At 40.5% G+C, this 22,395-nt stretch carries 26 protein-coding genes; 4 read left to right on the forward strand and 22 right to left on the reverse strand.

The features are described 5' to 3' along the window. Positions 1–18 precede the first annotated feature (18 nt). The 6 genes from AC1TO4_RS06580 to AC1TO4_RS06605 form a co-directional block, all read right to left on the reverse strand. Positions 19–597 carry a TerD family protein gene (locus AC1TO4_RS06580; RefSeq protein WP_482104681.1) on the reverse strand — a complete coding sequence of 193 codons (579 nt, stop codon included), beginning with the start codon at positions 595–597 and terminating at the stop codon, positions 19–21. 64 nt (positions 598–661) lie between these two features. Beyond that, entirely contained in the window at positions 662–1,240 is a 579-nt protein-coding gene (locus AC1TO4_RS06585; protein WP_482101524.1) for a TerD family protein, read from the reverse strand. A gap of 31 nt (positions 1,241–1,271) precedes the next feature. Continuing rightward, on the reverse strand, positions 1,272–1,883 hold the full coding sequence (locus AC1TO4_RS06590) for a TerD family protein (RefSeq protein ID WP_482104682.1): 612 nt from the start codon (positions 1,881–1,883) through the stop codon (positions 1,272–1,274). 218 nt (positions 1,884–2,101) lie between these two features. Next, positions 2,102–2,482 (reverse strand): hypothetical protein, encoded by a 381-nt coding sequence (locus AC1TO4_RS06595; RefSeq protein ID WP_482104683.1) that lies wholly within the window; start codon positions 2,480–2,482, stop codon positions 2,102–2,104. A 144-nt stretch (positions 2,483–2,626) separates the two neighbouring features. Then, complete coding sequence (locus AC1TO4_RS06600; RefSeq protein ID WP_482104684.1) at positions 2,627–4,177, reverse strand: GNAT family N-acetyltransferase; 1,551 nt, start codon at positions 4,175–4,177, stop codon at positions 2,627–2,629. Between the two features lie 2 nt (positions 4,178–4,179). Then, the gene (locus AC1TO4_RS06605; protein ID WP_482104685.1) at positions 4,180–4,995 is read right to left on the reverse strand and encodes a VanW family protein; all 816 of its coding nucleotides are present in this window, start codon (positions 4,993–4,995) and stop codon (positions 4,180–4,182) included. 198 nt (positions 4,996–5,193) lie between these two features. Here AC1TO4_RS06605 and AC1TO4_RS06610 point away from each other — a divergent pair, with 198 nt between their 5' ends. Genes AC1TO4_RS06610 through AC1TO4_RS06625 form a run of 4 tightly spaced genes read left to right on the forward strand, consistent with a single transcriptional unit; the run spans position 5,194 to position 7,583 of the window. Further along, positions 5,194–5,913: an ABC transporter ATP-binding protein gene (locus AC1TO4_RS06610; protein WP_482104686.1), complete on the forward strand. Its 720-nt coding sequence runs from the start codon at positions 5,194–5,196 to the stop codon at positions 5,911–5,913. 13 nt (positions 5,914–5,926) lie between these two features. Continuing rightward, a complete protein-coding gene (locus tag AC1TO4_RS06615) occupies positions 5,927–6,670 on the forward strand; it encodes an ABC transporter permease (protein ID WP_482104687.1) in 744 nt (247 codons plus the stop codon). 47 nt (positions 6,671–6,717) lie between these two features. Further along, entirely contained in the window at positions 6,718–7,176 is a 459-nt protein-coding gene (locus AC1TO4_RS06620) for a LytTR family DNA-binding domain-containing protein (protein ID WP_482104688.1), read from the forward strand. Next, positions 7,173–7,583, forward strand: a complete 411-nt coding sequence (locus tag AC1TO4_RS06625) for a DUF3021 domain-containing protein (RefSeq protein ID WP_482104689.1) — start codon at positions 7,173–7,175, stop codon at positions 7,581–7,583. Before AC1TO4_RS06620 ends, AC1TO4_RS06625 begins: the two co-directional genes overlap by 4 nt. Positions 7,584–7,626: 43 nt before the next feature. On the opposite strand, the gene AC1TO4_RS06630 is transcribed toward AC1TO4_RS06625, so the two are convergent. The 16 genes from AC1TO4_RS06630 to AC1TO4_RS06705 form a co-directional block, all read right to left on the reverse strand. Then, the gene (locus AC1TO4_RS06630; protein ID WP_482104925.1) at positions 7,627–8,247 is read right to left on the reverse strand and encodes a LysE/ArgO family amino acid transporter; all 621 of its coding nucleotides are present in this window, start codon (positions 8,245–8,247) and stop codon (positions 7,627–7,629) included. A gap of 118 nt (positions 8,248–8,365) precedes the next feature. Then, on the reverse strand, positions 8,366–9,562 hold the full coding sequence (locus AC1TO4_RS06635) for a class I SAM-dependent rRNA methyltransferase (RefSeq protein WP_482104690.1): 1,197 nt from the start codon (positions 9,560–9,562) through the stop codon (positions 8,366–8,368). A 102-nt stretch (positions 9,563–9,664) separates the two neighbouring features. Beyond that, entirely contained in the window at positions 9,665–11,731 is a 2,067-nt protein-coding gene (locus AC1TO4_RS06640) for a DUF2339 domain-containing protein (RefSeq protein ID WP_482104691.1), read from the reverse strand. Positions 11,732–11,837: 106 nt separating this feature from the next. Beyond that, positions 11,838–12,440 carry a hypothetical protein gene (locus tag AC1TO4_RS06645; protein WP_482104692.1) on the reverse strand — a complete coding sequence of 201 codons (603 nt, stop codon included), beginning with the start codon at positions 12,438–12,440 and terminating at the stop codon, positions 11,838–11,840. 224 nt (positions 12,441–12,664) lie between these two features. Continuing rightward, positions 12,665–13,105 carry a hypothetical protein gene (locus AC1TO4_RS06650; protein ID WP_482104693.1) on the reverse strand — a complete coding sequence of 147 codons (441 nt, stop codon included), beginning with the start codon at positions 13,103–13,105 and terminating at the stop codon, positions 12,665–12,667. 2 nt (positions 13,106–13,107) lie between these two features. Next, the gene (locus AC1TO4_RS06655; RefSeq protein WP_482104694.1) at positions 13,108–13,305 is read right to left on the reverse strand and encodes a helix-turn-helix transcriptional regulator; all 198 of its coding nucleotides are present in this window, start codon (positions 13,303–13,305) and stop codon (positions 13,108–13,110) included. A gap of 145 nt (positions 13,306–13,450) precedes the next feature. Next, positions 13,451–14,173 (reverse strand): MerR family transcriptional regulator, encoded by a 723-nt coding sequence (locus tag AC1TO4_RS06660; protein WP_482104695.1) that lies wholly within the window; start codon positions 14,171–14,173, stop codon positions 13,451–13,453. A gap of 75 nt (positions 14,174–14,248) precedes the next feature. Continuing rightward, positions 14,249–15,055, reverse strand: a complete 807-nt coding sequence (locus AC1TO4_RS06665; RefSeq protein WP_482104696.1) for a hypothetical protein — start codon at positions 15,053–15,055, stop codon at positions 14,249–14,251. 145 nt (positions 15,056–15,200) lie between these two features. Continuing rightward, the gene (locus AC1TO4_RS06670) at positions 15,201–15,620 is read right to left on the reverse strand and encodes a GyrI-like domain-containing protein (RefSeq protein ID WP_482104697.1); all 420 of its coding nucleotides are present in this window, start codon (positions 15,618–15,620) and stop codon (positions 15,201–15,203) included. 58 nt (positions 15,621–15,678) lie between these two features. After that, on the reverse strand, positions 15,679–16,692 hold the full coding sequence (locus AC1TO4_RS06675; protein WP_482104698.1) for an STAS domain-containing protein: 1,014 nt from the start codon (positions 16,690–16,692) through the stop codon (positions 15,679–15,681). A gap of 86 nt (positions 16,693–16,778) precedes the next feature. Beyond that, on the reverse strand, positions 16,779–17,660 hold the full coding sequence (locus AC1TO4_RS06680) for a DMT family transporter (protein WP_482104699.1): 882 nt from the start codon (positions 17,658–17,660) through the stop codon (positions 16,779–16,781). A 61-nt stretch (positions 17,661–17,721) separates the two neighbouring features. Then, positions 17,722–18,729, reverse strand: a complete 1,008-nt coding sequence (locus AC1TO4_RS06685) for an NAD(P)H-dependent flavin oxidoreductase (protein ID WP_482104700.1) — start codon at positions 18,727–18,729, stop codon at positions 17,722–17,724. Between the two features lie 97 nt (positions 18,730–18,826). Next, a complete protein-coding gene (locus tag AC1TO4_RS06690) occupies positions 18,827–19,915 on the reverse strand; it encodes a copper resistance D family protein (RefSeq protein ID WP_482104701.1) in 1,089 nt (362 codons plus the stop codon). Further along, positions 19,912–20,460, reverse strand: coding sequence for a copper resistance CopC family protein (locus tag AC1TO4_RS06695; RefSeq protein WP_482104702.1), 549 nt, complete (start codon positions 20,458–20,460; stop codon positions 19,912–19,914). The genes AC1TO4_RS06690 and AC1TO4_RS06695 overlap by 4 nt, the downstream gene beginning before the upstream one ends. A 329-nt stretch (positions 20,461–20,789) precedes the next feature. After that, positions 20,790–21,953, reverse strand: a complete 1,164-nt coding sequence (locus AC1TO4_RS06700; protein ID WP_482104703.1) for a PstS family phosphate ABC transporter substrate-binding protein — start codon at positions 21,951–21,953, stop codon at positions 20,790–20,792. 247 nt (positions 21,954–22,200) lie between these two features. Beyond that, complete coding sequence (locus tag AC1TO4_RS06705) at positions 22,201–22,395, reverse strand: YwbE family protein (protein WP_482101547.1); 195 nt, start codon at positions 22,393–22,395, stop codon at positions 22,201–22,203.

Genomic DNA, 22,395 nt, shown 5'->3' on the forward strand with positions numbered 1-22,395 from the left:
ATAGTCGTGACCATGAAATTATACGTCTAGACCATAGTTCCGACAAAGCGCTCCCAGACCTCCGGAGAATCCACTGGCGACCGCATTGAACTTCCATTCATTCTGATGCCTATAAAGCTCACAAAAAACAACTGCTGTCTCTATCGAGAAATCTTCTCCCAAATCAAAACGAAGCAATTCTTCTCCCGTAGCTTCATCCGCTAGACGAACAAAAGCATTCGTCACCTGCCCAAAGTTCTGGTTTCGCGCGTCTGCATCATGAACTGTAACCGTAATACCTATGCGGTCAACATAAGCAGGGATTTTTGAAAAATCAACAATTACCTGCTCGTCATCGCCATCCCCTTCGCCCGTCCGGTTGTCGCCTGTATGAATAATGGCGCCACTTGGATGCTTAAGGTTATTGTAGAAGATGAAATCATGATCATTCTGGCAACGATTGTTTACATCCACAAGAAACGCAGAAGTATCCAAATCAAACTCCTTGCCGCCAGTATATTTATTTGTGTCCCAACCAAGCCCTATTACCCCTCTTACAAGACCCGGGTTCGACTTTGTTAAATCAATTTTTTGTCCCTTTGATAAACTAATCGCCATTTGATTCACTCCTGTCCATCATAATTGAACGAAGAAGCCCTATAACAAACGTCATCCATTATGATTAAGCCTGAAGTCCATAATCCTTAACAAGTGAAGCTAGACCACCCTGATAGCCACTGCCAATTGCACTGAACTTCCATTCACTACCATGTCTATACAATTCACCAACAACAACAGCTGTTTCAATAGAGAAATCCTCTCCAAGATCATAGCGGATCAACTCTTCACGGTTTGCATCGTTGACGATTCGTACATAGCTATTTGAAACCTGTCCGAAGTTCTGATTGCGCGTCTCTGAATCATGAATCGTAATCGTGAATGCAATTTTTTCAACTGTAGCTGGTACATTTGCAAGATTAATATTGACTTGTTCATCGTCTCCATCACCTTCACCAGTTAAGTTATCGCCCGCATGAACCACGGAACCGTTTCCACCTTCAAGATTATTGAAAAAGATGAAATCCTTTTCGTCTCCACATTTGCCCGTTGCGTTTAATAAGAATATAGACGAATCGAGGTCAAAATCTTTCCCGCCGTCATATTTATTCGTGTCCCAGCCTAAGCCGATTGTTATGTTTGTTAGTCCTGGATTACTTTTCGTTAAATCGATTTTTTGCCCTTTGCTTAATGAAATAGCCATTTAAGTCATCCTCTTTTCTATTTTTTATATTTTATGAATATCTTTTAACCATATCTGCCAGTCCTGCGTCTGAAGATCCTGAACCAACCGCGCCAAACTTCCATTCACTGCCACTGCGGTAAATTTCCCCTACAGTTAAGCTTGTAGATCCTGCATAATTTTCGGACAAGTTGAATTTTAATAATTCCTCGTTATTCGACGAATTCAGGACGCGGATAAATGCATTTTCTACTTGACCAAAGTCTTGCTTACGTTTTACACAATCGTAAATGTTGACGACAAACACAAGCTTATTAACATTCGCGGGAACCTTTTTCAAGTCAACAATCACTTGCTCATCGTCTCCATCGCCTGCTCCTGTAGTATTATCGCCTGTATGTACTACGCTACCACAGTTACTTTTCATATTACCAAAGTACACCAAGTTTTCTTTACCTAGAAACTTGTCGTCTTGAAGCATTATGACAGAAGCGTCAATATCCATATTAGAACCGCCGCTATTACCGCCGCCGAAAAGTCCGCCAAGTAATCCCCCGGATTTTTTCTGAATCGGATCCCAACCAAGTCCAACAACAATCTTCTCAAGGCCAGGATGACCTTTTGTCAAATCAATTTTTTGTCCTTTTTGTAAGATAATCGCCAAATTAATCACTCCTTCGTTTAATGGAAATCCCCATTATTATGCTGTAACAACTTCATTATTCATTTTACTACATCTGACACTGGACTACCAAAACAACGGCTATTTATAAGGATTTTCTTCGTCTGTGAACCGTGAAAGGAGAATAGTTAACATCGAGCGAACTCAATCCTCTCCTACTAGTAGGACGGTCGGTCATATAATTAGTTTCTTGGATTCCCTTAGATTTCCACTCCGCTGCTCATTTCAAACACATCAAAGACATTTTTGGTAAAGACGAGTGAAATGACTTTTCCTTCTTTTTCATAGAAGTGGATATTTCCTTTTCGCTCATCTTCAAGCTCGGTCCAACCCCACTTTTTAATTTCCTCCAAGTAATGTCTCGGAGGTTCTCCCTGTTCCCCGCCGATAGCGTTCAACTTGTACTTTGCCGATTTCGCAATTTCCGTTGTGCACGCTTCAGGTTTCAGCTCACTTGCATTTTTAGGAACCGGAAAACCCTGGTTAATGACCGCCATGCGATAGCCTTCTTCTGCGCTATACACATTCGAACAGCCCGCTATCACACCAACAATGAAAAGAAGCATGATTATCCGTTTCACAGCGTCATCTCCTCTACAAAAAATCCACCATATATTATAACCATTTTACTAAAGGGGCAGAGACTTGTCACGGGACGTATTTATGACAAGTACGTCTATTCTGTTAATTCCCCACGACTGATCTCACGGGTGTATTTGGTTAAATCATAAAAGAGTCATCGAAAACCTAATCATATCTCGGCACTGAATACCATTTTCGAAAATTTCATCCTCGTAGTTGTCCGTGAAAAAGTCTTTGATAATAGCCTCCATACGAAATCCGCATTTCTGGTAAAATGCCAATTGATCGATGCTGGAATTACCCGTTCCCACTTCAAGCGTTTCACAGCCTAGCATCTTTGCAGTCAGGATTGCATCACGGATTAGCTTCTGCCCAACCCCTTGACCCCGCTTTTGTTCATCTACTGCGATATTGATAATTTCCATCGTTGTATCACTCAACTTGACTAGCACATAGACACCGATGATTTTATTCTCTTCTTCAGCAACACAGCACTCACCATTGGCAATATATCTTTCTATCAGTTCCCACGATGGATCGGCAAAGAGAAGAAGATCCATCGGTGGCGCCTCATGCTTACTCAATTTTCTAAATTTCATCCTTGGACCACCATCAAATTTATCGACTTTACGTTTTCCCATCAGCCAACTATCCCTAAATTCCCCTTCGTGTAGCTCATTTGCTGGCAGTAATTTCACCTTTTCAAAACCACATTTTTCATAACAATGTATTGCCCGTACGTTCCATATTTGCGGGTCCATTACAATCCGGTCCGCACCTTTTTCTTCAAGTAAGTACTTCACCATCGCTTGGACGAGCTCCGTTCCGATGCCTTTGTTCCAATAGGCTGACTCTCCTATGAACTGATCCATGCCATAGATCAGCTCCGCCGAATCGCCAAAGCCATAGACTTCTCTCTCATCTCCGTCAACTATGTAAAACTGGACATAACCGATTGGAATTCCGCTAAGTTCAATCAGGCATCTAGTCACATTCTCTTCAGTTTCAAAAAATTGCTGTTCCACTTTTTCAAGATTAAATGGATTGTCGCGTCCTTCATAGTACTGTAGGATTTCTGGATCTGAAAGCCATTTCGAGAGAAGCACCTTGTCAACTCTTTCCAATTCTCGAACTTGCAAATTTCCCTCATTAATAATGAATGGCCTGGTTTTTTTCCTGCCTATCACATCTTCGACAAAGCATAATTTCCCTTCAGTATACAAACTTTCATTATCCGGATACGTTGCGGCCAATTCTTTCTTCAACGTTTCATATTGTTTCGCAACGTAGGGATGTTCATTTAAATAGTCCCTGAAGAATGTATGTTTCTGCCACCAATCACCGCCATATTCTACAATATGAAGGACATGCGTTTTTGTCAGATCTTCTAGGTTTGTAAACTTAGCGTAAACAACTTTCCCCTCTAATTCCACACGACCAAGATGGTAATAACCGGCTTCTTTCAATCTCCTTTTATCAAATTTCGCTACATCATCCATTGATCGAACACCGACAAGTATATCTAGAATCGGTTTCGCGGCAATTCCTTTTATGGCAGTACTTCCCATATGTTCGATATCCACCACTTGCATACCAATGGCCTCGCTTAATAATTCTTTTTCCTCAATGAACTTTTCTTCCCAGTCAGTAGCATGCGCTACTAATCTGACTTCACCTTTGTTCAGTCCTAACATTTTCAACACTCCTCATTTGACAAAAATGGTTCATACATCGTAATCGCATGGTTTTCTGTAATGAATTCGTCATCGATGAGTTCTCCGTTCAGGTTGTACGCCTTCCTGTATATCGTATTATGGCGCACATAGCCACCCCATGATTCACGCGTGAAACTGTGGTCTTTTTCGTACACTTTGTAGGTACGATTCGCCACCGTGGACGCACGCCATTCACCGACGAGGGAAGTGTCCGTCAGATAGATGATCAGTTGATATGATTCACTCGTTTCGTTCTTGAGTTGTAAATCAAGATAGTTATAGGCACATGTAGCACCACTGCCGAACGGCTGATTTCGTTTCGAATCGGGGAAGACGTCGTAACTGTGGCGGTAGCGTTCAGTAAGCGTAAGCGGTGTGTGAAGCGTCATCCAATATATCAAATTTGACAACTGACATAGACCCCCACCAACACCAGTCGTCACTTGCCCGTAATGCAATATCATTCCTTCGACGTACCCTTTGCGCTTCGTCGTATTTCCTATCAAGCGCCAATAGGAAAATGTTTGTCCTGGCTGGAGTATAATTCCGTTCAATCGTTTTGCTGCTATCTTCAAATTCTTAATTTTATTGGTTTGTAATTCCATCTCGACATCTTTCAGTTGACGAAGTAGCGGCGTTCGGTGTTGGAAAACAACATGGTTCAATTTCTCCACTGACCGCTTCATTGCATACTTTTTCCCGTCCATGTACCACTCTGAATACCGTTTCAATCGATACACTTTCTTCCCGAAAAATATACGTATCTTACTGCGCTTTTTCGGCTTCAATGAATTCATCCACTTCATCCCCTCTTCTTACTTATTCTCTATTTAAATAGCTATGTCCTTTGGATTTTCTCAAAAACCGAATGCATTTCATCCTTATTTTACTGCAAGTCACCTTCAATTTGTTGCCAGTCACCGAAATCCCGCAGACAATAAGGCCCTTTCATCATACACTTTGATTACAAAGAATTTTCAGACGGAGGGATTGCAATGACAATTATCAAGGTTAGCAATTTGAAAAAAGCTTACGGAGCAAATGCTGTTTTAAAAGGTTTGGATTTTCAAGCTCAAGAAGGTGAAATCATCGGGGTTATCGGAAAGAACGGGGCCGGTAAATCTACATTCCTTGAAATCATTATGACGATTAAACAATATGACGCCGGAACAGTGTACGTTTTCAATGAAGATATAAAGGCACTCTCAACCAACAAGCTGGAACGAGTTCGAAAACAAATATCCGTTGTACTGCAGCCGACACAGTTCTATCAGACACTGAAGGTACAAGAGCTGCTGCGGTTATTTAAAGCGTATTACAAATCGCCCATCGACATTGAAACAATCATTGCCGATTTCAAGTTACAACCACATTGTAAAAAGTATTTCGATAAACTTTCCGGCGGTTGGAAACAGATTGTGAGCTTGGCCATCGCTTTTTTATCGCAACCCAAGCTCCTAATTTTGGATGAACCAACGACAGGGCTTGATCCACATATGCGCAATATTTTATGGACGTACATTACCGATTATAACAATCGTACGGGCGGGACGGTCATTTTAACGACACATAATATGGATGAAATTGAATTATATTGCGATAAGGTGATGCTTATTGATAATGGAGTCAATGAAATTTTCGATACAACAGAAGGTATTTTAGCAACAGGCTATACATCCGTCAATGCATTTTATCTTGATAAAGTATCCATATAAGGGGGGAGAAAATATGTTAGCGACACAGTTAAAGTACGACTTACTCATGTTTTCAAGAGAATTGTTTTATTTGGTTTTCACGATTATCGTGCCGCCAGTAACGTACATTTTCCTGGGGCAATTGTATGGAGATCAGACATACGCAGGTAACTTGAGTTATGCACAAACGTATACACCATCGTTTATTTTACTAATAACATTCACCACCGTATTTTTTGCTTTCGGGTTCGACCAAGTGACGCATCGTGCAACGGGTGTCGAAAAGCGAATCAGACTCTCACCTGTTTCTAAAATTACACTTTTGCTATCAAGTATCGTTCGCTCCATCATAATTACAAGTTTCGGTTACCTATTCATTTATGCAATCGGTTTGCTTGTGTATGATTTGCAGTTCCATGTATTGAATTTCATCACAGCCTATGGATTTTTCATCGTACTCAATGCCGCTCTTCTCCTAATTGTATCTGCCATTTACGCTTTTTTCAACGAGGTGAAAAGTGCTTTGGTATTCTCCATTGTCATTTTCCAAGTTGTCATCTTCACTGGAGGATTTACGCTTCCAATCAGTATGATGCCGAAATTCATCCAAGTCATTGCCGATTTCAATCCGCTCTATCATATGAATACGTTGTTCATTGCCATTTGGAATGACCGACTTATTTTTGACAGCGGCACGCTCATTTCCTTCGCCTATATTTGTTGTCTTGCCATTACCGCTTTGTTCGTTGTCCGTTTTTCAACAAAAAGACGCATTTGACAGACTTGCGTAAACAGATAAACTATTGTCGAGAGGGGTGTCTCGCAATGAAAGTATCATTGAACATTGATCGTCATTACGAAGAAACCAAAGTGACGATTGAATGCCCGGAACTGGACGATTCCGTGCAAGAAATTCTTGATTTTATCAAAGGTCAGGATACGGATTTTCTTGTTGGTAGAGACGGCGATATGCAGCACATTTTAAAGCCGGGTGATATCCATTATTTCCATACTGAAAAAGACAGTGTTGTCGCCGTAACTACTGCCGGTTCCTTTAAATTAAAAGAAAAGTTATATGAACTAGATGCTATACTTCCTTCGACTAAATTCGTACGGCTATCCAAATCAGTTATTGCCAATCTCCATGAAATGAGCCGTTTTGAAGCTTCATTTAACGGAACATTATGTCTGTATTTCAAGTCGGGGGCAAAGGAATATGTTTCTAGGACATACGTCAATTCCATTAAAGATTCCTTGAAAATGAACAGGAGGAAAAGCGAATGAAAACCTTCTTATACAGAAGCATCATCGGTGTTTTCTTCGGTGCATTCATCGCTGTGATTCTGACCAATTCAGTTGTGTTATTCAGTGATATAGATATGCTGGACGGACAATTATTCTTGAAAAACTCGCTCGGCTCCATTTTCTGCGGCTGGTTTTTCACAGTTACGCCACTCTTTTTTGAAAATGTCCATTTACGATTGTCCCAACAAACCGCGCTGCATTTTGTGACAGTGGTAATTCTGTATTTCGTTCTTGCATTTGGAATCGGTTGGGTTCCATTTACATTAAAAAGCTTTTTACTCGCATTGGGATTATTCATTGTATCCTACTCAGTATTTTGGACTTCTTTCTATCTGTATTTCAGAAGCCAGGCGAAGAAGTTAAATGCGGAACTCAATGAGCTTTGATTCCACGTGAAAAGCCGTATCTGGTCATGACCAGTACGGCTTTTCACATCATATTTCCGACCAATCTGATTGCCATATACACAGCGATTCCCCAGACGACTAAAGCAGAGATTTTATTCAACAACGCCATCAACTTGCCTGTCGAATCCAACTTCCCGAAATAGCGCCCGGCCGTTGCAAGCCCGAAAAACCAAAGCCACGAAACGATGATTGTCGTCAGCGTGAATGCCATTCGTACATTCCCCGCGTAATTCAGTGAACTTGACCCGATAACTCCAATCGTGTCGAGGATTGCATGAGGATTCATTAAAGAGACCGACGCTGCAAAGATGATTTGTTTCTTAGTTGAAAACCGCTCTCCACCTACCTTCATCGACATCGCGTCACTTCTCCATAAAACAAAACCTATATAGAGTAAAAAAAGAATTCCAATACTAAAAACAACATTTTCCAACCAGGCGAACGTCAATACTAGAAGTGAAACGCCTGATACCGCCGCCACAATCAAGAGCGTGTCACAAATCCCCGCTGTGACGACAACCGGCATGGCCCTCATAAATGTAGGTTGCAACGCTCCCTGATTGAATACGAACACATTTTGGACGCCTAACGGAACAATCAAGCCGAATGCCAGAATGATTCCGTGTAAAATCGCCTCAGTCACATTCCCACCCCATTCAATCTCTACCATTATCTATTCTCGATTGACAGGCTTTATCCTCTTTTTTCGCATGCGAAAAGCCGTACCAAGTTAACCTCGGCACGGCTTCTCTATTCTTAACTTATTTCGTTTTCTGTATAATAACAACTTTCAAATAATTGAATTCTGGGTAATCACGGTTGGTCCGGAAATCTTTTGGCAATGTCGATTCCTCAAGAATTTTGTACCTAGACCCTGCTTCATTGAATGCCTGTTCGATGAACGTTTTGAATTTCTTCATACCGAAACTCGCGTTGTTCGTTGACGCAACAATGATGCCGTTTTTCTCGGTAACCGCAATTGCTTCCATTAGCAATGCTGGATAGTCTTGCGCAGTACTGAACGTATATTTTTTAGTACGGGCAAAGCTTGGCGGATCTAGAATAACTAGATCGAACTTCATATCATTTCGTTTTGCATAACGGAAATAATCGAAGACGTCCATTATTTTAATATCCTGTTGTTCATAATCGATCCCGTTTACACTGAACTGCTCAATCGTTTTTGCATTGCTGCGCTTCGCCAAGTCGACGTTTGTCGTCTTCATCGCGCCACCAAGGACTGCCGCAACAGAGAATGCACCTGTATACGAGAACGTATTTAAGACATTTCTACCCTCAGAATACTTGTCACGAATCGCTTTACGCATATCACGCTGATCAAGGAAAATTCCAGTCATTGCACCGTCATTCAAGTTGACCGCGAAATTCATACCATTTTCTTTGACGATAATCGGAAAATCGCCTTGCTCTCCTTTAACGAAATCATCCTGTTCGATGTATCCGCCTTTGGTATCATAGCGCTTCTTCTCATAAATCCCTTTGTAATCAATGATTTTATCGAACACGCTGTAAACATGATGCTTGAGCGAATAAATTCCTTCGCTATACCAACTCACCATAAAGTAGCCATCGAAATAATCGATTGTCAGGCCGCCGATACCGTCGCCTTCTCCATTGAATACGCGGAAAGCTGTCGTATAGGCATCCGCGAATAACGCTTCACGTCTCGCAAGTGCTGCTGCGATTCTAGATTCGAAAAAATCGAAATCGATTTCTTCTTCCTCTTTTCTCGTCAGTACCCAACCAAGACCTTTGTTTTGCAAACCGTAATACCCTTTTGCAACAAATCGACGGTCTTTATCCACTAATCGAACGATAGTGCCTTCCGTTGTAAGAACGTTGGCGTTAATAATCGCATCTTTTAGAATTAGCGGATAGCCTTTTTTGAAATCTGCAATATTTCTTGCATTTACTTGTAAATCGACTGTTTTTGTCATATTGTCATCCTTACTTCACTGTTTTCCTTATTATCGCACGTTTTAGCAGGAATTGCGACAAACGCAATACATCGTAAGTATTGTCGAAACCCATTTTGCTTACTAGTCCTTCAATAACGTTCTGGAATAAAGCAGCCCAACAACGCCAATGACGATAAACAAAATCGCGCGGACTAAAATTGAAATACTCGACAAATCTACGATGAAAAGCTTGAGTACACAAACAACAAGGAGTAAAGCACCGAGGACTTTAACATATTTCCAATTCAATTTCCCCCCTAGACTTATCGACAGAAATGCAAATGTGAATAGCAAGAACGTATGCGCGAATAAAACATAGTCCAAATCCCACTCATAGGCTTTCGTAAATGCGAAGTACCATTTATTGAGGAAGATAAAATAAATAACTTGCATAATAACAGCCAGCTGCGATGTCTCAAACTTCAGCTCTTTTAGAGTTAAATAGAAACGCTCCCTTATAATTGCCCGAATCAAAACCGTTAAGGTCGCTCCATAAGCTAGCTGCACGAAGAAGTTAAACAAAAACTCGCCTTGGTTATAAAAAGAACCTAAACCTTGAAGCAGCATTCCTAAACTTGCTACTAGAAATAGAATAACTGTTGCATGGGTCAAGTACAGGCCCTTACTCCATTTATAGACGTTATACATTGCGATTAGCACCACAAGCAACACAAATCTTTGAATATGAATGCCTGTTTCAAACGATACATAGACATTATCTAGCCCTAACTTTGTCAGCTCATAAATATATAGAAGAACAAACACTTGAGCGATGATCAAACTTTTATCAATCAATATCGTTTTCCCTTTTAAAATAGTTGGTTCAAATCGGTATAGCGAATAAAATATCCAACCGATTGTCCCGATAAAAATAAGCCAAACTGCATGTTCCAAAGACCAAAATCCATATATTTGTATCGATGTCAGAACTACAGGTATCGTGAATAGGTAAACTACTGAACCTGTAACAATTGTCCGAAGCGTGTCATAACGTAAACCGACCCCTATTCCAATCGCCCCATTTAATAGCAGCAACATTAACACAACACGTTCATCTTCCATATTGAAGGATAGGATGAAAACAGTGACCGCAAGTACCGCAACTGCGGATAGAATTCCACGCAACACATGGTCCTTCTTCCAAATTGAATACACTGCAAGTGCAATATATAATGTTGCCAACATGCCGTACACAGCGACTTCTTGCATTTGGTCAAGCAGCTTTATCCAGCCCATCGAAAAGACAAAATTGGAGTAAAGGAGTGCTTCTGAAAAAACATCTCTTGAAATACGATTTTTAAAATAGAAGAATAGAATCCCACCATGCTGAATGAGCACCGTCACAACTAGTACGGACGCCTCCGCATTTATACCATCAAGGAGTGTGAAAACCAGTAGTGTTACATGGAATAAGAAGAATGTTATATAGAAGCTATACTTTTGTTTTTGACTAAGGGATACATAAAACAGTGATAGAAATAATATTAGGATATATGAACAGAATTGAACGGCAGTAGCACCCTCCCCTTCCAATAAAAATGGAAGTAAAAAACCTGCTATTCCCGAAAAAATGGTTAGCGTTTCTGATTTCATCTTTCTCGACAACATCAGTCCTGCAATGATATATGCCACACCTATTGTAAATGCGATCGTAAAGTTTAGATAACCATATAAAAGATGTGCCGCAAATGTGGTCAAGATCCCAAGGCCGATAAAACCGCCAAGCAATGTTAGACCAAACCCTATTTTCCCACCATTGTAGTAGCGCATCCCAAGAAAGTAGAGCAAAATCGTTCCTGTGTAACCCATGCCGACTCGCACTGGATTGGTGATAAATCCATTATCCATTCCAACTTTCAGTCCCCATAAGACACCAAGCAGTAAAATAAACATAAATACACGCGGAAGCCAGTTGCTTAATGCTTTCTCAAGATTGAACTCTTTCCTAACTTTCTGCTGAATCGGAACTTCATCCTGAATTGGTTGCTCAGGCGAGCGTTCCATTATGGATGCCAAATGAACTTTTTTTACTTTCTCCCTAGCGTAACTATTTGCGGGTTTCATGTCCGCCAGTTGCTGTTTTAACGAGTTTACTTCCCCTTCTAAATCAGAAACTCTTTTCAGAATTCTCTTCAATTCTTCATCCAACTCAATCTCTCCTTTCCCGGATAGTAGTTTCATAGAAAAAATTGAATTAGAAAAAGAGAGCCACTCCCGTTAGAAAGAAGTGCTCTCATATTAAATACAGGCTTATTTAGGCAAGCAATCGGAACGCCAAACTTTTCCACATTCCCATACGGATAGGAGCGCGCTCCTGCTCCTGCTGATTTCTCGTTTGATTCAAATAGGTTTGTAAATCGCCTTCAAACACACGCTCTAAACAAGGGAGCTGTGAGAAATGATGCGGTTGTACTAAACTTGGTGCGATATTGAACATTTGTAAATTGCCTTCATTTACAACCATCGCCACGAATTGCGAACAGAAAAATGCATGCTCACGCTGAATTCCTTTATTTACGGCAACACCAAATAATCCGATAAAATTATATTTATAAAGTTCTTTTTCCTGTTCAATCAAACGGATTTTATCGAGCATCCGTATATAGTCCTCCGCTGTGACTTCACAGCGATAAACTGCACACGTTGCTTGCCGAAATATTCCTTCTGATGCGCTTTCTTTCACAAACCCTCCGACGAAAGGATTATGCGGCTGTTTGCGCCCAAAACTGTACATTTCAATCAGCTCATTATCGAATGCAATCGATGTATGATTTAACTCTTTCCCCGTGTACATCCCAATCGCTTTTGACAGCAGGGTTCCTGTGTCAGTCAGCACGATATAGATGAATTTCTTCACTGTACCCAACCCCTTGCCGTTCTCTTATATCCATTATGTGCATTTCGGTCAGCAAATAAAACCGGCTGCGGATGGAAACTGTCTACGACCCGGGACCTACAGGGGTAACGGGAATTCAAGACAGTTAAGGATTTTTTTATATCTATATCTATTATACGTCGAAACGAGCGATGGAGTTTCATCTATTTTAATCATTCGGTTTCCGAAACAATTAACAATTAACATTAATTACTGCTCAATACTTGTTTGTCCGCAAATTTCCTTGCAATCATAGCGATTGTGATTGAGCTTGTAAACCCTAACATGAATAGTACTCCTGCGCCATTTGCAAGTTTCCCATCTTCGATGACAACGAAGAATCCATGATAAATTGAAGTGACAACGGTATAAAGATTCACCAAAGTAATAAGGAGAAACACCGCAATGTAAAATCCAGGATTCTTTTCTTTTTTACTAAAATACGCATTTTTCCAAATGGATCGTATTGCAAAATAAATACTTGGAATATAAAGCAATACCAACGACTCCATCAGGGGATCTGCCCATATGTAGGTCATTTTCACAAATCCATTAATGAAAACCAACAGCGTTATGATGATTAGTGTTTCAAACGCTATTTTATTCCTGTTGTTCACCTGATATTCATCATATCTGTCATTTTTCATACTCATTCCTCCCAAAAGAGATCGTCCAATTTTTTGCCCAACACTTTACAGATGGCCAAGCAGAGCTTGAGAGACGGGTTATACTCGCCGCTCTCAATGGCATTCATCGTCTGTCGAGTAATACCAATTGCTTCTGCTACATCCTTTTGTGACATATCCATTGCTGCTCGAGCAGCCTTAATTCGTAAATTTTTCGACATGGCCACGCTCCTATTACTTTAATTATAGATATACATATATAGGGTGTCAATTATAAATGACATTAGGTAACTTATATATTACACATTTACTACATAAAAAAGCAGCGAGAACAAATTGATCCCGCTGTACTTACTGTATCGATTTCTATTTATCTCCAGCAAACGTTACCATTGCGTCCCTCATAAACACCGCAAGCCCTTCGCCAAACTGGTCGATATTCTTTGTGAACCTTTCATCCGCAACATACATTTCACCAAGACCTTGGAATGCTTCCAATGAATAGCTTCCCATCTTATTCAAAAAAGTAAACCATTCACCAATTCCAGCCTGCGCTTCATCAGAAGATGGATCCATATGACGTATTTTCGCCAAGCTGAAGTAAATACGGTTCATTTCCTCCCCTAATTCTGGTCCAAACTGTGCAACTTTCTTATTCGATTCATCAACCGCCTCGTCACCCCAGCGGCCCCTTGCTTCTTGTTCATATGGATTCTCACCGAAGTCAAACCCTTTAAACTTCTCTTCATTCGTCATTGCTATTTCCCCTCTTTCATGCTGAATTGTCTTCTCAATCGTTTCAATCATACCGTCAAGCTTAAGTCTCTTTTCAAGGAGCATTGTACGCTGCATTTCAAAAGCTTCCTGACGACTAAACGTAGGATTCGTAAGCAGTTCCTTAATCTTCTTCAAAGAGAAGCCAAGTTCGCGAAAGAACAGAATTTGCTGCAACGTCGCCAAGTTATCGTCCGAGTAAAGCCGGTACCCTGCTTCTGTTGTACAGTCCGACGTTAACAAACCGATGTCATCATAATGATGAAGTGTGCGCACACTAACACCGGTCAACTGCGATACTTCTTTCACTTTCATCGCTTCTAGCCCCCCTTCAAAACTAACTATAAAGTATGACGTAACGTAAGAGTCAACACATAAAAGAGAATTAAATTACCCTTTGAGCCACAAGAAAAATATCATCGTATAGGCCAGCTTTTCATCCGAAGAAATGTGTGACCCGAACTGAACATGCTCATGATGGGCATCGCTTTGAAAAACTGGTCTCATTGTATATGGGAAAATACCAAAGCGGTATTTAGCCGTCATACGCCCCTCCTCATCTTTTACATCGATGTCGCCCGCAATTGCTTTTGCTTCAAGCTCTCGCCAAACCGAACCATCCGCATGATACAAAATTCCTTGATTTTTGAGTTTTGCTGTCCAATGTTTCTGTATGTAAGTGGCCATTACTGTACCATCAGGTTCATTTAAGGTAAGTTCGTCACGTTTTATATTACTTCGGATTGTAATTGTTGCTAGCAGTTGTCCGTTCATATCTACGATGTCATAGTGCACCGGAATGATTAATCCCTTCTCAAATAGTTCGAAGAATGTAAGCCATCTTAACAATTGACCTTTGGATGGTTCAATGACAAACAGTGGATTGCCATTTGAATCAACGTTATACATTTTGAGCAAAAAAGAAGGAATTCGCTCAAGAATCAGCTCGTTTAAACCCTCCAAGCTCAACGTACTTTCTGGTATGTCGCTTGTTTCTTTGAGTAATTTCTCATGCACACTTTTGAAATGAAACCCTGCTCCAATTGAAAACAATGCAGCCAAACCGGTTATGATTAATACATCTCCATTTTCCCTGAAACTTGTATAACCGATGAAATAATATAAAATGCAAAAAATAGCGGTCCCTATCCCAATGATCAAGCTAGAAATCCATGTCCTTCTATAAATCTCTTTCACTTTGTACGTCACCGCCCCTTCTATTCATAGTGCTGGGTCGGGTTACCAGTTGTCAACTGAAATTCAAAATATTACAAAAGAAAAAAGAGATTCCCAGCACACGCTGAAATCTCTTCTATATATAATTCTTTATCTGTCCACACTTTCACTCAATCGGCAGCCAAACTTCAATGTCATACCCGGTCGATCCTTTAGGATGAATATATCGTTCAAAGCTGAAACAATTTCGCAGTTGAATACCGTCTGTTTTCATTATGTTGTTAAACGCGGTTGGTATCGCGGAAACTCCACCCTCCACCTTGGCAACAATAAACTTGCCAGCTGGAACTACAGCTACTTCTGTATTCAGAAAACCTTCAGCAAGATGAGATTTGACGCCAGCAATATAGTGGATTTCTCCACCTTTCATCGACAGGCAAAGTCCGAATGATTCTTCTGCCAAGACACCTTGCTCCGCAATTTCCGCATTCAACACATCCCATTTACCCGGGATTTCAGAAAGCGGCCCTTTCAGCCCGTAGCCTGTCACTGCGAACTCCTCGACTTCAACGATACGTGTTTCCATATACTCAACGCTCCCCACCGAAATTCTTGAATTGAACTTACCTTCTTAACTAAGTAACTCAGATTATTCTTCTTCCCAGTTGCCCTAATGAATAGTGAATCCCATGTTGAAGCGTTTGGAAACAGTCAATTTTAGATAAATCTACACCTGATTGGATGATAGCCATACTTAATTGGGGAGAAATTCCTACGAGCACCGTTTCTGTTCCAATCAGTCTAGCAGTAGCTACAATCTTTTCGATAAGGCTTGCCGTATAATTACTAATTTCTTTATGAAGTCCCGTTAAGTCCAATATCAGGTATTTCACCTTATATGAAGGTAAATTAGCTAATACTCTTTCAACTAACGCTTCAGCACGGTCTTCATCATATCGTCCGATTAGAGGCACTACGACGACTCCATCATGAACAGGTATAATTGGTGAAGAAATTTCTTTTATAAGTTCTGTCAGATCACGCGTTTTATCTTCTACTAAAGCCTCCAATTGCAAAATGGCATCGGATTCCTTTTTTCTGGATAGCTGATGAATATTACTATTCGCAGTTACATCAGACTCAAAATACGCTACTTCCGTGTATTCATATCCTTCTGATTGGTAGTGTATCACTTTATACCACATATTCGTGTTAAACATAGTAGTAAAGATACCTGCAAAGTGAGCCGGGATAAAGTTACTCCCCACCTTCCTACCTTGCGCTATATTTATTTTATGCTCCCAACTATTTTTAAATTTAGCAGTCAGCGTTTTTGATTCACGGTTCAAGTTTTCAATTATTGTTTGACCCCATCCTGCAGAGGCATACGTATTCGTAATTAAAGCCGATGCCTCTTCTACACTTACATCCTTCATTTTCTGAAAATAATCCCCTAGCCCGACTCCTTGTCGATATCCTGTAGTCTCAAAAACTAAACAGGACGCTTCTTCACCTGAAATTTCTTCGATCGTGTCGAAAAATGATTCCATGGCCGAAGAAATCCAAAAAATAATGGAATCCTCCTCCTCAAACATGAACCGTCCACTATCAAGATCCCACTTAAAATTAAGCCCGCCTACATTTTGCTTTGTTTCCATTTATGAAACCTCCTTTTATGTTTAAGCCAAGAACACCCGTGATTTCAGTCGAGGGAGTTTCATAGTTAGTAGAATCAGTGAACTATCTAATTTTCTTCAATCAACTTCTTCTTTTTCAGAAAACGGAACTTTGTTTCCGAGATGATAATTGCAGCAAGGATAAGAATTGCACCGATGATCATTTTACCAGTCATCACTTCACTTAAAATGGCTACAGAAAATGCCATACCCCAAAATGATTCGGTGGATAGGATAATTGCAGCCTTCGTTTCTGTTATGAATTGCTGAGCCATTGTCTGCAACAAAAATGCAATTGTCGTGGAGAATACCGCCAAGTAAAGAAGCGGCAGTAACCCCTCCGTTTCCACAGAAAAGGTCGTTTCTCCTTTAGAAATGATTACAGTGCATCCAATAATTGCCGCTGCCATCATTTGAATAATTGTCAGCTGGACAGGATCCTCCTCTTTTACAAACTTCGAAGTGTAAAAAATATGGAATGCAAACGCCACAGCGCAACATAACGTCAACATATCCCCAATGTTGATTTCAGAAGAAAATTTAAGTGACAATACCGCAACTCCAATGATTGCCAAAATTGCTCCGCTGAGTTCAAAGATGTCTATTTTCTTCTTATAGATGACAAACCCTATGAAAGGGACGATTACCACATTGACTGCGGTTAAAAATGCATTTTTCGATGGTGTGGTAAATTGAAGGCCCACCGTTTGAAGAACGAAAGCGATATATAGGAAAATGCCTAAGATTGATCCTTTTATGAGTGTGCTTTTTTTTATCGACCTCAGCCGTTTATGAAAGACGATTGCTAAAATGAGTACACCTATTAAAAATCGTCCCGCCAGAATTTGATACGGCGTGTAGTGTTCCAATGCGACGGCACTTGCCACAAACCCGCTGCCCCAAATGATTGCTGTTATGATAAGTCCTATTTCTCCAATATATTTCCGCATGTAATCCACCGCCGCTTTTATACATAGTGTACCAAATCTGAGTGGCTAAAGGACGAAGTTGCTAGCGAAATTGTTCAATAATTGCATTTATTTTTCCAGCGTTGCTGAGATGTACATTTTCACCTGCCCATAGCGACATGAATTCAGGTTTTCCTTGCAACGCGGCTACTTTTCGAATTTCTTTTGTCAACTCATGTTGAAATGGGTACGGTGCAATCGCGCTTTCTGCCATCTCGATTATAAACCGGTTGCTGATTCCACGTGCTGTTTTACCAGAGAATGCCTTTGTTAAAATTGTACTGCCTTCTTGAGTTTCTAAAACGGCCTGTTTATACAGCGGATGTGCGCCGCTTTCATCAGTGGCAAGGAGGGCAGTTCCAATTTGGACAGCTTGCGCTCCGGCAGAAAGCATATCATCCATCATTTTTTTATTTGCTACACCACCTGCCGCAATGACTGGAATTTTGACGGATTTAACTGCGTTGGGAATCAATTCATCTAGTTTTGTCATTCTAAATTCACCGAAAAAAGACCCGCGATGACCGCCCGCCTCACTTCCCTGCGCAACAACCGCATCCATTCCGAACTGATCCGACAGTTTTGCTTCTTCCACTGTTGTCGCTGTCCCGATTAAGAAGATATTGTTTTTCTTTAATAATCGCAAAGTTTTTTCATTCGGTAGACCGAAAGTGAATGAAAAAATCTTCACACCTTCTTCTATTAATACCTGAACTTGTGCTTCAAATTCCGTTCTTGAAAACGGTGTATTCCAAGAAGACAACCCGAGTTCAATTCCAATCGGTTTGAGTGCCTCATACGCTTGCCGCAATTGCTCTTCACTAGGCTCCACCTTTTCCGGAACAAACAAATTCACAGCATATGGCTTCCCGGTAAGACTTTTCACTTTGCGAATGAACTTCCGCGTCTCCTCCGCAGACAGATATCCAGCAGCGATCGATCCAAGTATCCCCGCCTCCGCTGACGCTGATACAAACTCCGGCGTCGTTACTCCCGCCATGGGCGCCTGGATAATCGGGTGTTTGATTCCTAACATTTCCGTTATATTCATTCGACTTACCTCCAGTCCTTCTACTTCAACGAAAGTACCACTAATATCCTATATTCTAACGAAAAAAAGGCAGCTATGTCAGCTACCTCGTGCTTTTTTATTGAATACTTAGAATTAATGCTAAGTAACTTGAAAAGACGAAAAGAATGCTCAAGATGAATGTTACGATCAGCGGGGCTTTCATGAGAAATGAGTACACAGTTAAAGAGACGAAAAGAATTGCTAACAATAGAAGAGAAAGACCTGTGGCATTTGCTACAAGTTCGACATTCATTCCCTGCTGAAACTGTCCTTGATAAAAGAATCTGAATAATTTTGAAGGTCCTTCACTTTTCAATGTGTTTCCGCTAGGCGGTGATTGTTGGCCTAATGCAGCCGTTATCGAAAAAATGACTAGGATGAGTGCACTTTCCATCCTTGTCCACGGGATTGGATTGAAGTCCTGATCTTTAAGTAACTTATTTCTAATGAGTATGCTGTTGATCCCTGCATATACCAGTAACGGAATAATAGTTAGGTGTTTTAGTAATAATAATTGACCATACGGCAGCATCCATACATTTGTGTATTCAGTAAGCCCTACTCCGAATGTCATTAATATGATCCCTGATGCAGTAATGATAAGAAAGCAACTAATAGCAACAGGTGAAAACCATTTTAAGAAATTCAACCAGTTTGAATGATTTTTTGAAAACCAGCTAACCACCAGCAGAATTCCTACCCAAATACTCACTGCTGTAAAATGGCTTATATGCGTTAAGAATCCTTTGACTTGGTCTAGGGAGCTAGCGTGACTTGCCCAACCAATCCCCATAATTAACATGACAACAAAAACGATTCCTATATATGAGTACACAGGTTTCTGACGATCATCAAACCAAACGATAAATATGAACAGTATATTGACAACGAGAAAAATAAAAATCCACGCCTTGCCCACTTCAAACGTAAGAAGAACTCTTTGGAACGCTCCAGAAAAGCCCATATGCTCATACAAATACATGATTAACACTAAAACAGGCGCGAATGAGAAAACCGCGATGCCGATTGTAGCGATGATTTGTACTACTCTCGGTATGTTTACCTCTGGCCTGTGAGAACTCGGTACAAGGGCTATCAGGAAACTACCTAAAAGAAGCGACACACAAAGATATAAAAGAGTTTCACTAACAACTACCATTATCATTTACTATTTTTTCTCCGTAACCCTACAAAAATCCCTACAATGATTGCAACTAGTCCAATAACGATTACAGGAACGAGGTACGAAGGTAATTGGCTTTGTTCATTTGTTTTAGTATCTTCGACATCTTCCAGAGGTGCTCCATCTTGGCTTGCATCCTGTGAATCATCTTCACTTTCAGCCGGCATTTCAGATCCTGGAACAATTACGCTAAAAGAAAACTCTCCTTGAATCGGATGACCGTCTGCACCAATAATGTTCCAAACTGCAGTATAGTCTCCATTTACTAAGGCGTTTGGAAGGCTACCTGTCATTTGCGTTTCTTTAATGAATATATCTTCAACAGGGATAGACTGACCATTTGAATCACTTACTTCTAACGTACCGCCCTGCTCTATTTTCCCTTCGAAGGTTAAGACGATTTCACGCAATTCCTCTGTAACAATCCCTCCATTTTCTGGAGAAGACGTGTCTAACTCTGTATGTGCCAAAGCTTTGTTAGTAAGAACAAACATGAAGGCAAATGTAATGAGTACAATTTTTTTCACTATGATTCCTCCTAAAATATTAGTTGATAATACTAAGTTTTAAAAAACTTGAAAATAGATTAATTAAGTTCAGTATAAGCCCTCTTTGTGAGGAATTAATAATGTGTTTAAATTCATTATACTAGTAATATTCAACTTATCGGATTGGACCATCGTCCGTCCTATCGCTATATCCAAATGAAAACCACAACCTCACAGGCTGTGGCAGATGTTGAAATAAAGAATCCTACCAATAACGCTTGGCGATAGGGGATACCTCTTACGGTAAACCGGCTACCCCAGTAGACACCTTAATTATTAGTTCAACTTATAGCTGCTTTCTCTTTTCATCACAGAATCGGTACATACCCCGTCTTCTCAATAATTTCCTGACCTTGATCAGACAAAATCCATTGAATGAATTCATCGAGATGCGGGTTGTCACTTCCTGCGGTCACTGCATAAAGTTCGGCTGTAATTGGATACTCCCCCGATTGGATTGTCTCCGCAATCGGTTCAATTCCCTCTACCTGTAGCAAACGAATTTTATCGTTTTGGATCATTTCTGTAGAATAATAACGGAATGTGAAGCCGATTGCGTTGCTGTAGTTTGTATAAGCTGACACTTGGTCAATGATACCGCCCATCAGGTCTATCGTATTTTCCTTAGGAGAATCCATAATTGTCACATCACCCATCAAGTTTTGAAGTGCAGTCTGACTACCACTATCTTCGGGTCGCTGGAAAGCACGAATTGCTCGTCTTCTTCCACCTACTTCTTTCCAACTTGTTATTTCTCCGGCATAAATCCCTTTTACTTCATCCAACGTCAAGCTTTTCACAGGGTTTTTGGCGTTGACAAAAAAGACAAAAGCTTCTTTACCGATTGGTGTCAATTTCAGTTCTTTGCCTGCTTGTTTCGCATTTTCCATTTGTTTGGCAGAAGGACCTGCTACAAAAATGATATCCGCGCTTCCGTCGATCAATTTTTCGTATGCCACGTTAGTCATGTTCGACATTACTTCACTGCTATATAAGTCGTATTCTTTTTCAGGATAGACTGCTTGTGCGAATGCCGCATACATCGGATAGAGTGCGGTCGCACCATCCATAACGGGTAAGTCACCTTCTAGCCTCAAAGTCGCCGGCACATCCAATTTCACCGCATTCGTTCCAATTACAAAAGGCGTATACGCATGTAAATCCACTTCCACATTGTCCACACTATCCAGTGTCTGTTTATACATATCTGGAATTACCTTGGATAACGTAACAATTGCGATAATTACCATCACTAAGTAAAACTTTTTCTTTCCGGCAGCATGCTTCATCCAACCGAATGTTTTAAACGTGATTAGAACCAATACAACTACATACGTAGCAATGATAAAAGGAATTGCCACATTCATGCCCGCAAGTAAAAATATTAGTGCTATAAAAGCTGATGGTAAAGCTAGTAGAAACGCAACAGCAGTTATGAGTATGACTCTTCTAACTACACTTCCCGATTTCAATTGAATCCTCTCCTTTTAAGGAATTGTTAAATTTCTCTTTACGTATACTTACAAACTATTACTATCGTGACGTTTAATGAATGCGTCAAGATGCAAATTATCACTGTCGGCAGTGATAGCGTATGACTCGTTCGTAATTGGTTTGTTTTGTACCACTCTTGATGGTTCGTCCCAACCTGAATATTCACCTAAAAAGGATAACTACGCGCATTAATAGACTGCGCATGGTTATCCTTTTTGACCTTTCTTATGACAAAATCTCACAAACCCGTCCGACTTGTCCGTCTTCCAAGCGTACTTTAATGCCATGCGGGTGAAAGCTTGAGTTCGTCAGTAAATCTTTCACGACACCCTCTGTCTTTGTGCCCGACCGTTGATCTTTTTTCAATATGACTGCCACTTTTAAGCCTGGTGTTACATCTGCACGATTTTGTCCATTCAT

Source organism: Sporosarcina sp. Y838, from assembly GCF_056786515.1.